17 protein-coding genes are annotated in these 14,116 nt (G+C 67.4%); 7 read left to right on the plus strand and 10 right to left on the minus strand.

The genetic code is table 11. The features are described from left to right. The first annotated feature begins 29 nt into the window (after window positions 1-29). The 5 genes from ACGFZ3_RS01975 (at window position 30) to ACGFZ3_RS01995 (ending at window position 4,339) form a co-directional block, all read left to right on the plus strand. Window positions 30-1,223 (plus strand): sensor histidine kinase, encoded by a 1,194-nt coding sequence (locus ACGFZ3_RS01975; protein ID WP_392915687.1) that lies wholly within the window; start codon window positions 30-32, stop codon window positions 1,221-1,223. Beyond that, entirely contained in the window at window positions 1,223-1,864 is a 642-nt protein-coding gene (locus ACGFZ3_RS01980) for a response regulator transcription factor (protein ID WP_038689731.1), read from the plus strand. The genes ACGFZ3_RS01975 and ACGFZ3_RS01980 overlap by 1 nt, the downstream gene beginning before the upstream one ends. 264 nt (window positions 1,865-2,128) lie before the next feature. Continuing rightward, complete coding sequence (locus ACGFZ3_RS01985; protein ID WP_392915690.1) at window positions 2,129-3,208, plus strand: SRPBCC family protein; 1,080 nt, start codon at window positions 2,129-2,131, stop codon at window positions 3,206-3,208. A gap of 83 nt (window positions 3,209-3,291) precedes the next feature. After that, window positions 3,292-3,663 (plus strand): DUF423 domain-containing protein, encoded by a 372-nt coding sequence (locus ACGFZ3_RS01990; RefSeq protein ID WP_392915693.1) that lies wholly within the window; start codon window positions 3,292-3,294, stop codon window positions 3,661-3,663. 1 nt (window position 3,664) lies between these two features. After that, entirely contained in the window at window positions 3,665-4,339 is a 675-nt protein-coding gene (locus tag ACGFZ3_RS01995) for a DNA-3-methyladenine glycosylase family protein (RefSeq protein WP_392915696.1), read from the plus strand. A 105-nt stretch (window positions 4,340-4,444) separates the two neighbouring features. Here the strand turns inward: ACGFZ3_RS01995 and ACGFZ3_RS02000 are convergent, their stop codons facing one another. The 5 genes from ACGFZ3_RS02000 to ACGFZ3_RS02020 are packed head-to-tail and all read right to left on the minus strand — an operon-like array spanning window position 4,445 to window position 7,023. Beyond that, window positions 4,445-5,254 (minus strand): M15 family metallopeptidase, encoded by an 810-nt coding sequence (locus ACGFZ3_RS02000; RefSeq protein ID WP_392915699.1) that lies wholly within the window; start codon window positions 5,252-5,254, stop codon window positions 4,445-4,447. 9 nt (window positions 5,255-5,263) lie between these two features. After that, window positions 5,264-5,797: a PH domain-containing protein gene (locus tag ACGFZ3_RS02005; RefSeq protein ID WP_392915702.1), complete on the minus strand. Its 534-nt coding sequence runs from the start codon at window positions 5,795-5,797 to the stop codon at window positions 5,264-5,266. 1 nt (window position 5,798) lies between these two features. Continuing rightward, complete coding sequence (locus ACGFZ3_RS02010; protein ID WP_392915705.1) at window positions 5,799-5,975, minus strand: DUF4177 domain-containing protein; 177 nt, start codon at window positions 5,973-5,975, stop codon at window positions 5,799-5,801. Continuing rightward, the gene (locus tag ACGFZ3_RS02015; protein ID WP_282247560.1) at window positions 5,972-6,151 is read right to left on the minus strand and encodes an Arc family DNA binding domain-containing protein; all 180 of its coding nucleotides are present in this window, start codon (window positions 6,149-6,151) and stop codon (window positions 5,972-5,974) included. Before ACGFZ3_RS02015 ends, ACGFZ3_RS02010 begins: the two co-directional genes overlap by 4 nt. Window positions 6,152-6,153: 2 nt before the next feature. Continuing rightward, window positions 6,154-7,023, minus strand: a complete 870-nt coding sequence (locus ACGFZ3_RS02020; protein ID WP_392915709.1) for an SPFH domain-containing protein — start codon at window positions 7,021-7,023, stop codon at window positions 6,154-6,156. Window positions 7,024-7,168: 145 nt separating this feature from the next. Between ACGFZ3_RS02020 and purT the strand changes: the two genes are divergently transcribed. Next, window positions 7,169-8,356, plus strand: coding sequence for a formate-dependent phosphoribosylglycinamide formyltransferase (purT, locus tag ACGFZ3_RS02025; RefSeq protein ID WP_392915712.1), 1,188 nt, complete (start codon window positions 7,169-7,171; stop codon window positions 8,354-8,356). Between the two features lie 92 nt (window positions 8,357-8,448). Here the strand turns inward: purT and ACGFZ3_RS02030 are convergent, their stop codons facing one another. Next, window positions 8,449-9,654: an endonuclease/exonuclease/phosphatase family protein gene (locus ACGFZ3_RS02030; RefSeq protein ID WP_392915715.1), complete on the minus strand. Its 1,206-nt coding sequence runs from the start codon at window positions 9,652-9,654 to the stop codon at window positions 8,449-8,451. Between the two features lie 37 nt (window positions 9,655-9,691). Continuing rightward, complete coding sequence (locus ACGFZ3_RS02035; RefSeq protein ID WP_392915718.1) at window positions 9,692-10,447, minus strand: arginyltransferase; 756 nt, start codon at window positions 10,445-10,447, stop codon at window positions 9,692-9,694. 155 nt (window positions 10,448-10,602) lie between these two features. Here ACGFZ3_RS02035 and ACGFZ3_RS02040 point away from each other — a divergent pair, with 155 nt between their 5' ends. Further along, window positions 10,603-11,184 (plus strand): EF-hand domain-containing protein, encoded by a 582-nt coding sequence (locus ACGFZ3_RS02040; RefSeq protein ID WP_392915721.1) that lies wholly within the window; start codon window positions 10,603-10,605, stop codon window positions 11,182-11,184. A gap of 66 nt (window positions 11,185-11,250) precedes the next feature. On the opposite strand, the gene ACGFZ3_RS02045 is transcribed toward ACGFZ3_RS02040, so the two are convergent. Genes ACGFZ3_RS02045 through tesB form a run of 3 tightly spaced genes read right to left on the minus strand, consistent with a single transcriptional unit; the run spans window position 11,251 to window position 13,950 of the window. Further along, window positions 11,251-12,465, minus strand: coding sequence for an RNA polymerase sigma factor (locus ACGFZ3_RS02045; RefSeq protein ID WP_392915724.1), 1,215 nt, complete (start codon window positions 12,463-12,465; stop codon window positions 11,251-11,253). Window positions 12,466-12,525: 60 nt separating this feature from the next. Beyond that, complete coding sequence (locus tag ACGFZ3_RS02050; protein ID WP_392915727.1) at window positions 12,526-13,035, minus strand: putative signal transducing protein; 510 nt, start codon at window positions 13,033-13,035, stop codon at window positions 12,526-12,528. 6 nt (window positions 13,036-13,041) lie between these two features. Beyond that, window positions 13,042-13,950, minus strand: a complete 909-nt coding sequence (tesB, locus tag ACGFZ3_RS02055) for an acyl-CoA thioesterase II (RefSeq protein WP_068850178.1) — start codon at window positions 13,948-13,950, stop codon at window positions 13,042-13,044. Window positions 13,951-14,116: the final 166 nt, after the last annotated feature.

Below are 14,116 nucleotides of genomic sequence, written 5' to 3' on the forward strand. Positions count from 1 at the left end.
GCGGCGCGGGTTCAGCCTAAGATGCGTCCATGTTGGGATACCTCAGCCAAACCCGAGTACTGCGACTGGCCGGCCTGTTCACCTGGGTCATGCTCGGCTTGCCGCTGGTCTATTCGCAGTACGAAGCGGTGCGCCGCAGCGGCGGCATCGACGTGCCCCCCCTGCTGTTGTTCGTGTCCTACCTGGCCTTCGGTGGCGGCTACCTGTGGCTGACCCGCGGTCTGCGCAACGGCGGCCATTCGGCCTGGTACGACCGCGCCATCCTGGTCCTGCTGACCATTTCCGCCCTGGCCGTCAGCTTTCTCAGCGGCTCGGGCCTGGGCAGCATCCTGATGATGGTGGCCGCCGGCGTCATCCCATGGATGCTGCCGGCCCGGGTCGGAGTGATCTGGCTGCTGGTGAGCCAGTTGGCAGTGGCACCTGTCTACTACCTGTTCCTGCCGTTTTCGCTGTTCGAGGCGATCATGCAGTCGCTGCTGTACGGCGGCTTCTCCATGTTCATCTTCGTGACCAGTCTGGTCGCCCGCCAGCAGACCGATGCCCGCGAGGAACAGCGCCGGCTCAATACCGAGCTGCGCGCCACCCGCGTGCTGCTGGCTGAAAGCGCCCGGGTCAACGAGCGCACCCGGATCTCGCGCGAGCTGCATGACCTGCTGGGCCACCACCTCACGGCGCTCAGCCTGAACCTGGAAGTGGCCGGCCACATCACCGAGGGCCAGGCCCAGGAGCATGTGCATCAGGCCCACACCCTGGCCAAGCTGCTGCTCACCGACGTGCGCGAGGCGGTCAGCCAGCTGCGCGACAGCGGTGCCATCGACCTTGCTGCCGCGCTGCGCCCGCTGACCGAGCAGGTCCCCTCGCTGGCCATCCACCTGGACATCGAAGAGCCGCTGAGCGTGGAAGATCCCGAACAGGCCCACGTGCTGCTGCGCTGCACCCAGGAGATCATCACCAACGCCGTGCGCCATGCCCGGGCCCGCAACCTGTGGATCCAGGTACATCGCGAGCCCCCGGGGCAGGTGGTGGTGGAGGCGCACGACGATGGCGTGGGCGCCGATGGCATCGTCATCGGCAATGGCTTGCGCGGCATGCGTGAACGCCTGCAACAATGCGGCGGTGAGCTGCAGATCGAAACCCACCGGGGTCAGGGCTTCCGCCTGCGCGCCTCGGTCCCCGGCGTGCCAGTGCTGATGCTGGGTGCCATCCTGGAAGGAGTGCGTTGATGATTCGCGTCTGCCTGGTCGACGACCAAACCCTGGTGCGGCAGGGAATCCGCTCGCTGCTTGCGCTGGATGACGGGATCGAAGTGGTGGCCGAAGCCGCCGACGGCCGCCAGGCGGTCGAGGTGGTGCCGCAGATCCGCCCCGACGTGGTGCTGATGGACATGCGCATGCCGGTGATGTCCGGGCTGGAGGCGCTGCAGATGCTGTCGCGGCTGGGCCAGCTGCCGCCAACCATCATCCTGACCACCTTCGACGACGACCAGCTGGTCCTGGCCGGCCTCAAGGCCGGGGCCAAGGGCTACCTGCTGAAGGACGTGACCCTGGAACAGCTGGTCGGTGCCATCCGCACTGTGGCCGATGGCGGCTCGCTGGTGCAGCCGGCGGTCACCCAGCGCCTGCTGTCGGGGCTGGAGCACATGCGCAACGAGTTCGTGAGCCTGGACCGGCCCGATCCGCTCACCGATCGCGAAACCGAGATCCTGCGGCTGATGGCCAGCGGATTCTCCAACAAGGAGATCGCCAATTCGCTGGGCGTGGCGGAAGGCACCATCAAGAACCACGTCTCCAACATCCTGTCCAAGCTCGGCGTGCGCGATCGCACTCGGGCCGTGCTGAAGGCATTCGAGCTGCAGCTGGTGTAAACATGAACGCCAGTTGAAAGCCTTGTGTGGCAAGGCCTGCGGCGGTCGCCGCAGGCCACATTGACGAAACCGGCAAATAAATATGGCCAACGGCCACATGCTGGCCCGCGCGATGCGCTATCTTTCCGCTCCTTGTCTATTCAAAACCGCTGCCGGTATGGAAACCGGTGCGCCAATCCTGATCCATAACACCCGCGAAGCCTGCTAGGATTGGCGCTTCGCTTCAATCAACCCGGCCGTGGGATCGGCCCCGGAGACTCCTGAATGACCCGTATTATCGAGTTCCTGATCGCCTTGGGGATCGTGGCTGGCCTGTTCGTCATCATTGGCGTTGTGCTGCCGGGCGAGCGTCACATTACCGAAAGCATCGAGACCAACCGCAAGATGACGATCGTGTACGACACGGTCAACAGCCTGCGCCGCTTCAAGGACTGGAACCCCCTCGTCCTGCGCGATCCCGCCGTTGAACTGAAGCACTCCGGCCCCGCCGCCGGTGTCGGTGCCCGTCTGGACTATTCCTCCAAGGAATCGTCGCTGGGCGAGGGCAGCTGGACGATCACCGAGTCCGAGCCGAACAAGCGCGTGGTCATCGCCATCGAGGACCAGACCAAGGGCCACGACAAGAAGACCAGCTTCGCGCTTGAGCCGACCGGCAAGGGTGGGCGCAACGTCAAGATCACCCAGGACTACAGCATCAAGTACGGCTGGAACCTGTTTGGTCGTTACGCCGGCCTGTACGTCAGCCGTCACGTGGGTGACGACCTGAAGCTGGGTCTGTCGCGCATGGCCAACATGCTGGCCACCGTGCCGAACGTCGACTACCGCACCGCCGAAGCCCCGCTGACCGACCTGGCCGTCATCGATGCCCCGGCCGAAGACCTGCTGGTGGTCACCGCCGGCAACGTCGACCGCGGCGAAGCGACCATCACCAAGTCCATCAAGGACAACCAGGAGTGGATCAAGCGCGTGATGGAGGCCAATGACCTCGAAGCCGCCGGTCCGTTCCGCATCATCACCACTGACTTCGGTCAGGAAAAGTACGCCTTCGACGTGGCCCAGCCGGTCAAGAAGAAGGGCTCGACGGGCGCTTCGGCTGAAGCCCTGACGGTGAAGATCGACGGTGGTGCCCCGGTCAAGTACGTGCACGTTGCCCCGCACCGTACCGCCCATGCCAAGTACACCGGTCACATGGCCGGCCTGGACATCGCCCGCAACGCACTGCGTGCCTGGGCTGTGACCAGCGGCAACGAAGTGATCGATCGTCCATACGAATCCTGGAACGGCGGCCTGGAGAAGTCGTTCACGCAGGAAGGTACGTATGACATCTACTGGGCCGTCAAGTAAACCGACGGTTGCCACGGATGTAACGTAGAACAGAAAACGCGCCGCTTCCTGCGGCGCGTTTTTTTTTGGAGGAAGATGCAGCCATGCTCAACCTGGAACGACGCGCGCGTAAACCTTCATTGCTGGCCTGCCTGGGCGGCCTGCTGGCGGCTACGGCGGTGGGTCTGTCGGCGTACGCCTCGCACGGTATTGCCGAACCGCTTGCGCAGTCGCACGTGAACACCGCCGCGCTGTTCGCGTTCGGGCACGGCGTGGCGCTGGCGGTGCTGGGCCCCACCCAGCAGAACAGCGTGGGCAAGCTGGCGCTGTACGTGCTGTTGCTGGGCACGCTGTTGTTTTCGGGCAGTCTGGTTGCCGGTGCCCTCGCGCAGTTGAACACCGGGCTGGCCCCGGTAGGCGGTACGGCGCTGATGCTGGGCTGGGTGGTGTACGGCCTCAATGCCCTGAGGCGTTGACATGCCGCGCTTCCGCCGCGGTTTCGACGTACAGGAGGCGCACGACTGGCTCTCGCGTCGCGACCGTCGCCTGGGCGCGTGGATGAAGCGGCTCGGGCCCGTGGAGGCGCCGCCCGGCTGGGCGCGCAGCTTCGACCCGGTGGATGCGCTGGCCCGCGCGATCCTGTTCCAGCAGCTCAGCGGCAAGGCCGCGTCCACCATCGTGGGCCGGGTGGAGGCCGCCATCGGCAGCACCCGCCTGCACGCCGACACCCTGGCGCGGATCGACGACCCCGGCCTGCGCACCTGCGGCGTCTCCGGTAACAAGGCGCTGGCCCTGCGTGACTTGGCCCGGCGCGAGGCGGCTGGCGAGATTCCCGACCTGCGGCGGATGTCGGTGATGCCGCACGACGCGATCATCGACGCACTGGTGCCGATCCGCGGCATCGGCCGCTGGACCGTGGAAATGATGCTGATGTTCCGGCTCGGTCGTCCCGACATCCTGCCGATCGACGACCTGGGCGTACGCAAGGGCGCCCAGAGGGTGGACAAGGCAGAGCTGATGCCGACCCCAAAGGAGCTGGCCGCACGCGGCGAGAAATGGGGCCCGTTCCGGACCTACGCCAGCCTGTACCTCTGGCGCATCGCCGACTTCACCGAAAGCCCCAATACCACCACCAATCGCTCCCAGGATTGACCGACCGCCGCACGGAACCCCGCTGCGCACGGGCAATCGCCGCGTAGGGACACGCCCTGCGTGTCCAAGGGACTTCGACTGAAACCAGCCACGCACGGCGTGGCTCTACCGGTCGAATCCGGACCAGCACCAATGCCACGGCTCATACACGATGCCGTGGGGGTTGTCGCGAGGGTAGCTCAGGTGGAAGCCGTAGCCGCCCGCGTGCTCCAGCAGCCACGCGAACGCCGCAGTCGCCTCGAAGCTCTCCTCCGCCGGCGGTTCCCCGGGGCTGCTGATATCCAGCGCCCGCCCGCTGTGGTGCTCGCTGTAGCCCGGTGCGGCGTTGACCTGCAGGATCGCGTCCACGTCCAGCCCACGCGCGCGTTTGCGCGCGAAGATGCCCAGCTGGTAATCGTGGCTGCGGTAGCCCGAGATGGCCTCCAGCACGATGCCCTCGCGCGCGGCCTGCTGCTGCATGCGCTGCCAGGCGCGCGCGGCGCCCGGCTGCAGCCATAGCGGGCGGCGGTAACGGTCGAAGCCGGCCAGCGCCAGCCGTTCCGGTTCGGCTTCCAGCGCCAGCGCGGTGTCCTGCTCATAGCGCGCCGCATCGATGCCCAGCTGTTCCAGTCGATCCTGCAGTCCGCTGAGCGGGAGCAGGGCTTCGGCTGCATGGGCGCGCTGCGTTCCATGCAGCGCCAGGTCCAGGGCATCGAGCGCTTGCTCGATCCCCGGCTCGCGCATCAGGTGCGGCACCAGTGGCAGCAGTCCGTGCGCGGTGGCGGCGGCCAGGTACTGCCCATCACGCTTGCGCCGCAGCACCCAGCGGGCCCGCGCCAGCGCCCGTGCATCGGCGTTGCTGCGCGCACGCAGCAGGCCGCCGGGCCACAGTTCGATGTCGGCGGTATTGATCAGCAGGGCAGGGTAGCGGCGCATGTCCCCAGCTTAGCGCGTGGCCTGCGCGTTCAGCGCATCCAGCAGCGCCCGGGGCTGTTCCGGGCTGAGCAGCAGCACGCTGTCATCGCGCAGCGGCAGATACAGCACGCGGCTGGCGTCGGTGATCAGGCAGAACGCCTTGCGCCGGTCGCCCATGCGGTAATGGCCGGACTGGAAACCGGGCATGCCATAGCCGTTGATCTTCAGACCGGGCTTCAACTCGGTGTGCTCGGCCAGGTCCACGATGCGCGCCTTGTCCAGCTGCAGCGAGGACACAGCGGTGCGGCGGCGGTAGAACGTGGAAGTAACCACCAGTTCGCCGTGCTGGAGCTGGATGCGGCGGCGGAAGAAGGCCCAGCTGAGCACGCCCATCAGCAGCAACAGGAACGGCACGGTATAGCCGAGTTCCATCGGCGTTCGCTGTTCGTGCTGCAGCGTGGTGCTCACGATCAGCACGGCGATGCCCAGCAGCGGCACCCACAGCCACAGCAGGCGCCAGATCGGCGCAGGGGCGACGGCAAACTCGGTGGCGGCACCAGCCATGTCAAATTTCCTTCTTGAACACCAGCAGCGCCACGCCCATGGGGGTAGGCACCAACGCATTGACCAGCTCCCAGCCAAGCTGACCCTGGCGGTTGAGCTCGGTCTGTATCTCCTCCGGCTTCAGCCCGGTCCACGAAGGCTTTACTTCAACGGTCAGATAGCTCCAGCGCTTGCTCATTCCTTGCTCTCCGGGTCTTGTTTGGGTTTGGGAAGGCGTCCCGCCTTGCGCAGTGCGTCGCGCAGCACGTACTCGATCTGCGCGTTGAGGCTGCGCAGCTCATCGTCGGCCCAGCGCTGCGCCGCTGCCAGCACGTCGGCATTGATCCGCAGCGGGTAGGCTTTCTTTTCACTCATTCTCAGTACAACGAGCCGGCGTTGACGATCGGCTGGGTGCCGCGGTCCGAGCACAGTACGGTGAGCAGGTTGCCCACCATCTGCGCCTTGCGCTCCTCATCCAGCTGCACCACGTTGTTCTTCTGCAGTTCGGCCAGCGCCATTTCGACCATGCCCACCGCACCGGCCACGATCCGCGTGCGCGCGGCGATCACCGCGTTGGCCTGCTGGCGCTGCAGCATCGCCTGGGCGATTTCGGGGGCATAGGCCAAGTGGCTGATGCGCGCGTCGAGCACCTGCACACCGGCGTCGGCCAGGCGTTCGGCCAGTTCGTCCTTGAGGTGCTGGGATATTTCAGCGGCGTGGCTGCGCAGCGACAGCTGGCCGTCCTCGTGCTGGTCGTAGGGGTAGCTGGTGGCCATCGCGCGCAGTGCCGATTCGGACTGGATGTGCACGAAGCTCTCGTAGTCGTCCACGTTGTAGACCGCCTCGGAGGCGTCCACCACCTGCCAGACGATCACTGCGGCGATCTCGATCGGGCTGCCATCGAGCTCGTTGACCTTGAGCTTGCCGCTTTCAAAGTTGCGCACGCGCTGGCTGACCTTCTTCTTGCTGAAGAACGGGTTGTTCCAGCGCAGGCCGTTGTCCTTGACGGTGCCGATGTACTTGCCGAACAGGCTCAGGACCGCGGCCTGGTTGGGCTGCACCGTGTACAGGCCGGTCAGGCTGAGCAGGGCGACGAAGCCCAGCAGCAGGCCGCCCAGCACCAGCCCCAGGTTCACGTTGCCGCGCTCCACGCCTGAGAAGAACAGCCACGCCGCCACGGCCAGCAGGACGAGGACGCCCAGCAGGAAGGGCAGGCCGGAGAGCGAGCGGACGGGCTTTTCTTTCATGGCGGGGCATCCTTTGCTGGGTGAGTTTGAGTTAGTGATATCAAATTGATATCAGATATGCAACTGCCCTGGTCTTGACCCATCGCAGCCACCCAAGGGGTGGCTCTACAATGCCTTCCCTCGCTTTGATGTCCGGAATATCGCCATGATCACGCTCGGCACGCCGCTGTCCCTCTCCGCCACCCGCGTCCTGCTGCTGGGCTCGGGCGAACTGGGCAAGGAGGTCGCCATCGAGCTGCAGCGTCTGGGGGTGGAAGTCATCGCCGCGGACCGCTACGCCAATGCGCCGGCCATGCAGGTGGCGCACCGTTCGCACGTGGTCGACATGCTCGATGCGATGGCCCTGCGCGCGCTGATCGCCGAGGAAAAGCCGCACCTGATCGTCCCCGAGATCGAAGCCATCCACACCGAAACCCTGGTCCAGCTGGAGCAGGAAACCGGCCAGCGGGTGGTGCCCACGGCACGTGCGGCGCGCCTGACCATGGACCGTGAAGGCATCCGCCGCCTGGCCGCCGAAACCCTGGGCCTGCCGACCTCGCCGTACCGCTTCGTGGACACCGAAGCCGAGTACCGCGCCGCCGTGGCGGCGATCGGGCTGCCGTGCGTGGTCAAGCCGGTGATGTCCTCCTCGGGCAAGGGCCAGAGCACGCTGCGCAGCGAGGCCGACATCGCAGCGGCCTGGGAATACGCGCAGACCGGCGGCCGTGCCGGTGCCGGCCGCTGCATCGTGGAAGGCTTCATCGATTTCGATTACGAGATCACCCTGCTGACCGTGCGCCATGCCGGTGGCACTTCGTTCTGCGCGCCGATCGGGCATTGGCAGAAGGACGGCGACTACCGCGAAAGCTGGCAGCCGCAGCCGATGTCGCCGGCCGCGCTGGCGCGTGCGGAAGAGATCTCTCAGGCGATCACCGACGATCTGGGCGGCTGGGGCCTGTTCGGGGTGGAGCTGTTCGTGAAGGGCGACGAGGTGTGGTTCAGCGAAGTCTCGCCGCGCCCGCACGACACCGGCCTGGTCACGCTGGCCTCGCAGGAGCTGAGCGAATTCGCGTTGCACGCGCGCGCCATCCTGGGTCTGCCGATCCCGCTGATCCGCCAGAGCGGCCCATCGGCATCGTGCGCGATGCTGGCGCACGGCGAAGGCGTGCCGGTCTTCAGCAACGTGGAAGCGGCGCTGGTACATCCGGACACGGCGCTGCGCCTGTTCGGCAAGCCCAGCGTGCACGGCCACCGCCGCGTGGGTGTGACCCTGGCGCGCGGCGAGGATATCGACCAGGCGCGGAGGATCGCGCGCGAGGCGGCCGAAGCGATCGGGGTCGAATTGCGTCCTTGATGTCGACGGGGCGACGACCAACGGTCGTCGCCTACCGTCGGCCGGTGCGTGTGTCGAACTGGCGGTAGGTACCGACCGTTGGTCGGTACGGGTTACTTCACGTCCACCCACACCAGGTGGTGGTCGCTGCCGTCGGCGATCTTTGCTTCCGGCGTTTCATTCGCCGGCCAGAACACGCCGCTGCCGATGTAGCTGAAGCCCACCGACGGCAGCACGTAATCCAGCCGCATCGTGCCGGATTTCGGGCCGAAATCGCCGGTGGCGTGGAACGGCGCGCCACGCCGCACGATGCCCTTCTCGGCATAGGCCTGGCTGGTCTGTTCGGCACCCACGCTGCGCGGGGTCGGGTAACGCAGCACGCGCGCGTTTTCGATCAGCTCCACGATCGCCTCGTGGCGGCCATCGCCATCCACCGGGTCGTTGTTGAGGTCGCCCAGGATCACGAAGCGCGCATCCTGTGCCAGCCCGCCGCACGTGCCCTTGTCATCGCACAGCCACGGCTTGTCGCCAGCGGCCAGGTATTCCTGCCACAGCCGCAGTTCGTCGTGGTTGCGCGCCGCGTTGCGCTTTTCCGGGCCGTCGAACACCGGCGGGGTCGGGTGCGAGACCAGCGCATGCACCACACCGTTGGGCGTGGTCACCGGCACGTCCCAATGCGACTTGGACGACAGCCGCAGCTGCGACCACACGTGGTCGTTGTAGAACGACTTGCCGCTGCGCGGGTCGATCGGGCGCAGCGCGCCGGGCAGCGTGCTCCACTTCAGCAGCTGGAAGCTGCGCACCTTGGCCTCGTCGATCGGGTACCGCGACAGCACCAGCATGCCGTACTGGCCCGGGTGCAGGCCGTAGCCCCAGGCATCGTTGCCGCGGTTGCGGCCGTCGCCGCCGATCTGGCCGTTGTTGTCCAGGTCCAGCCCGCTCTGCACGCCGGTGTTGACCGGGGCCAGGTAGCGGTAGGCGAAGTGCAGCGGCGCGCCGCCGCCCGGCTGGGCCACCTCGAGGTAGCGCTGCTGGAACAGGTCGGCGGCGCGGTGGGCGTCGTCATAGTCGAATTCGTTGAGCAGCACCAGGTCCGGGCGGACCTGCTGCAGCACCGCGGCGATCTTGCGTGCGTGCGCGCTGTCGCCTTCCAGTTCGGCGATCAGCCCGCCGGTCTCGTCGCTGTACAGCGAGGTGTTGTAGGTGGCGATCCGCAGCGGCGCGGAGGTGGCTTCCGGCATGGCGGCGGTCTTGGTCGGGGTTTGGGCGCAGGCGCCGCAGAGCAGGCCCAGGGCAAGGATCAGGGGATGGGCTTTCATGCCGCTATTCTGCACGGGCGCGCATTGCAATGGCGGGTCAGATGCCGTCCAGCGCCTCGTCGAACTCGTGCCAGCGGCGGCCGTCGTAGGCCTCCAGCGGCCGGAACCGGCGCTTGTAGTCCATCTTGCGATGGTTGCGGATCCAGTAGCCCAGGTACAGGTGCGGCAGCTGCTCGCGCCGGGCCCAGGCGATCTGCTGCAGGATCGCGAACGTGCCCAGTCCACGGTGGGCGTGGTCCGGGTCGAAGAAGGTGTACACCGCCGACAGCCCCTGCGGGGTGACATCGGTGACTGCAACCGCCAGCAGCGGGCCCCGGTGGCCCTCTTCGGACGGCCCGCGGATTTCCAGGAAGCGGCCCTGCGACCACTGCCCGATCAGGAACTGGTCGAACTCGTGCGGGCCGTGTTCGTCCATGCCGCCCTGCGCGTGGCGGTGGGTGAGGTAGCGGTGGTACAGCGCGAACTGTTCATCGGTCTGTTCGGCAGCCACGATGCGCACTTCCAGGTCGTCGTTGCGCGCCAGGCAGCGGCGCTGGCTGCGGTCGGGTGCGAAACGGGCCACCGGCACCCGCACCGACACGCAGGCATGGCAGTTGGCGCAGTGCGGGCGGTAGACCAGGTCGCCGGAGCGGCGGAAGCCCCAGCTGAGCGCCATCGGGTACAGCGTGCCCAGCCGCTGGTCGTGCGGGTCCAGCACCAGGTCGCGCGCAGCCCGCTCCGGCCAGTAGCCACAGGGGTGGTCCCCGGTCTGGAACAGGCGCAGCTCGTCGTCGCGGTCGGTGTGGATCGCCATGTCCACAGCATAGCGCCGGGGCGTCGCAGGTGCCGCGACTGTCTGGCGAATGAACACGGCCGGTGGGGCTGTCAACGCCGCCGGCGCCGGCGCGTTTTCTCTCCCGTGGGTGCCAACGCACCGCACGAAGCATCCCCCAAACACCGGAGTGACCCATGCGCAACCGCAGACCCCTTCTGCTGCTGGCCCTGCTGATGACCACCGGCGCTGCCGGCCTGGCGGTGGCCGCCGATACCCCGGCCACGCCCGCCAAGCCGGCCCGCGCGGCGCTGGACACCAATGGCGACGGTTTTGTTGACCGTGCCGAGGCCGCCAAGGCGCCGCGCCTGGCCGAAAAGTTCGACAGCCTGGACACCAACAAGGACGGCAAGCTGTCCCGCGAGGAACTGCCGCGCTGGCATGGCAAGCGTCACGGGCGTGGCCCGGGTGGCGGGCATGAGCGCCTCGAAAAGCTGGACGCGAACAAGGACGGCCGGATCAGCCGCGATGAAGCCAAGGCCGACCCGAAGCTGGCCGCGCGGTTCGACCAGATGGACCTCAACAAGGACGGCTACCTGGACAAGGCCGACCGCGAGCTGGGCATGAAGCAGCACCGTGACGCGTGGTTCGCCGCGGCTGACACCAACAAGGACGGCCAGCTCAGCAAGGCCGAGTTCGACGCGGCCAAGGGCCCGTTCGGTGGCCCGCGCGCGGAACACCGCGGCGACAAGCCGCCGATGCCGCCGAAGGCAAAGTAACGTTGTGCCGGGCCCTGCCCGGCAACCCAAAAAAGCGCCGGTCACCGACCGGCGCTTTCTCATGTGTCAGATCAACCCGCGCTCGCGGGCTACGGTCACGATCAGGCCGACGATCACCAGGTTGGTGATCAGCAAAGCAGGCCGTCCGTACATCGACTGGTACACCCAGCTGGGTCCCGCGCGTCCTTTGCGTGCGGCATCACGCGCGATCATCGGCGCCATGATCCGTTGCAGCGGCACCAGGATCTGGTAGTTCACCAGGGCGGTGCCCAGCACCATCGCGGCCAGCGACAGATACACCGGTGCATTCAGCACCGTCAGCGCCAGCACCGCCGCGCAGACCAGCATCGCGGTGAACGTGCTGTAGTGCACGAAGCGATGCACCGCCGCGCGCTCGGCCAGTGTCTGGGTATAGCAGAGCAGGTAGCGGCCACCGAGGTAGCTGCCGATCACGCCGCCGGCCATCGCCACGATGGCGATGCTCCAGTTGAACTCCGGGCCGAGCAGGTGGCTCTGGCTGGCCGCCGCGCCCAGCGAGCCCATCGCCGCGCCGCCGGACAGGCTGGCACCGCCCAGGCCGAGCTTGCTGCTGCCCACGCCCACGCTGGTGCCCAGCAGGATCGCCGCGCTTGCCGTGCCCGGTGCGGCCACCATCACCATCGACACCACCGCGGTCGCGAAGGCCGCGCTGGGCGCGCTGCCACGCGCGAACTCGCCGAAGCGGCGCAGCATTTCCCCGCGTACGCTGGCGCGCGCCCGCGACAGGCGCTTGCGCACGGCGGCATCGCTCAGCCCCAGCAGGTTGGCCACCTGCTGCGAGCTCTGGCCTTCGCGGTAGTACAGCAGCAGCGTCTCGCGGCTGTCCTCGGGCAACGCGGAGATGATCTCTCCGGCAGCCACTTCCTCCTCTGCCCGCTGCAGGTACTCCGGCGCGGAGGGGCTGGGGTCGGCGGCCATGCTGATCGCGATCTCGGCGGCCTCGCCCGACAGCGGCCGGCCGCGGTTGGCACGCAGCCAGTCGCGGGCCAGGTTGCGGGTGATCTGGCGCAGCCAGGGCAGGAAGCTGGCGTGGTTGTGCAGCTGGTTGAGCTGCTGCCAGCCCTTGATGAAGGCTTCCTGCGCGATGTCCTCGCTGGCCTGCACGTCGCGGGTGATCGCCAGCGCGATCGCGGTCACGGTGTTCTGGCAGGCCAGCACGATGCGCCCGTACGACTGCTGGCAACCGCCGGCGGCGGCAGGCAGTTCGCGGTCCAGCGTGTCGGTCAGCGGCAGCGTGGTCATGGCGTCGGTCCCCGGGGTGGTGACACCATGACGGGGTAGGGCGGGGAATGTGACCGGGGCTTACGGTTGGTTCGTCGGAGGCGTGATCCGGACGCGGACCTCTTCCTCTTCCGGCGCCGGTTGGGTGGCCGGGGCCTGCGGTTGTGCCTGCTGCACCGGTGCCGGTGCCACCGTGGGCGCCGCGCGGTGGCGCATCACCACCACCATCGCCACGGCAGCGATGATCAGCAGCAGGCCGATGCGGATGCGCCAGGCCCAGTTGCGGCGCGGGGCGATGTCAGCAGCCTGGTCGCGGAAGGCGAATTCGGCGGTGGGGTGGTCGCGGCGGGTGGTTTCCAGCAGGCGGGCGTCGCGCAGGATTTCACGCGCACGCGGCTGGTCGTCGGCGTGCACCACCCATAGGGTGGGGTGGGTGGTGGCCTTGCTGGTGTCCAGGTAACTGAACTGGCTGCCGCGCTTGCTGTGGTACGAGCGGCCGTTGGTGATGCGCACCTCGATGCCGGCATCGCGCAGCAGCTTGGCCACGCCTTCCACGGTTTCCACGCGCTGGCTGGTGAAGATCTGACGCATATCGACTTATTCCTTGGCCGGTACGGCGGCGGCCGCGGCACTGTCATCCACCACGCGGATCAATCCTTCCTGCGCGGTGCTGGCAACCAGTATGCCGTTGCGGGTGAAGAACTGGCCACGGGCCAACCCGCGCGAATCCTGTGCGCTGGGGCTGTCCAGCGAATAGAGCAGCCAATCGTCGGCACGGAACGGGCGGTGGAACCAGATCGCATGGTCCAGCGAGGCCATCTGCACGTGCGGCTGGTAATAACTGATGCCGTGCGGGAAGGTCGCGGTGCCCAGCAGGTGGAAGTCCGACGCATAGGCCAGCAGCGCCTGGTGCAGTTCGGGCGCATCGCCCACGGTTTCATTCAGGCGCAGCCACACCTGGTGGTAGGGCGGGCGCTTGGGCGGGTGCAGTTCGTCGCGCGGGTATACGTGGCGGAACTCGAACGGGCCGCCGCGTGAGAGCCAGCGCTGCACCTTGATCGGCAGCCGCTCCAGCACTTCAGGCGGCAGCGGGCGATTCGGTTCGATGTCTTCCGGCTGCGGCACCTCAGGCATCTTGTGCTGGTGCTCGGCCCCGCTTTCGGCCTGCTGGAACGAAGCAGCACAGAAGAAGATCACCTTGCCGTGCTGGATTGCAGTGACCCGACGCACGGAGAAGCTGCCGCCATCGCGGGTGCGGTCCACGTCGTAGACGATCGGGTGGTCGATGTTGCCGGCGCGCAGGAAATAGGCGTGCAGCGAATGCACATGCCGGCCGTTCTCTACGGTGGCCTGCGCTGCCGACAGGGCCTGGCCCAGCACCTGGCCACCGAACACGTACTTGGTTCCGATGTCACGGCTCTGGCCCCGGAACAGGTTGTCTTCCAGGCGCTCGAGCGTGAGCAGGTCGATCAGCTCGGAAACGACGGGTTCTTGCGGCTGGGACAAGGCGGCGGCCTGCGATGGGACGGACAGGAATTATACCGGTGGTGGCCAACCGCCGGCGCCGTGCGCCGCCGCCCGACCAACGGTCGGGCGCTACCACGGACACCACCCCATCGCCGGTGCACCCGACCGTTGATCGGGTACCTCTCCCATGGCCGGTAGCACCCGA

The organism is Stenotrophomonas sp. NPDC047960 (assembly GCF_043204395.1).
GTDB lineage: Bacteria > Pseudomonadota > Gammaproteobacteria > Xanthomonadales > Xanthomonadaceae > Stenotrophomonas.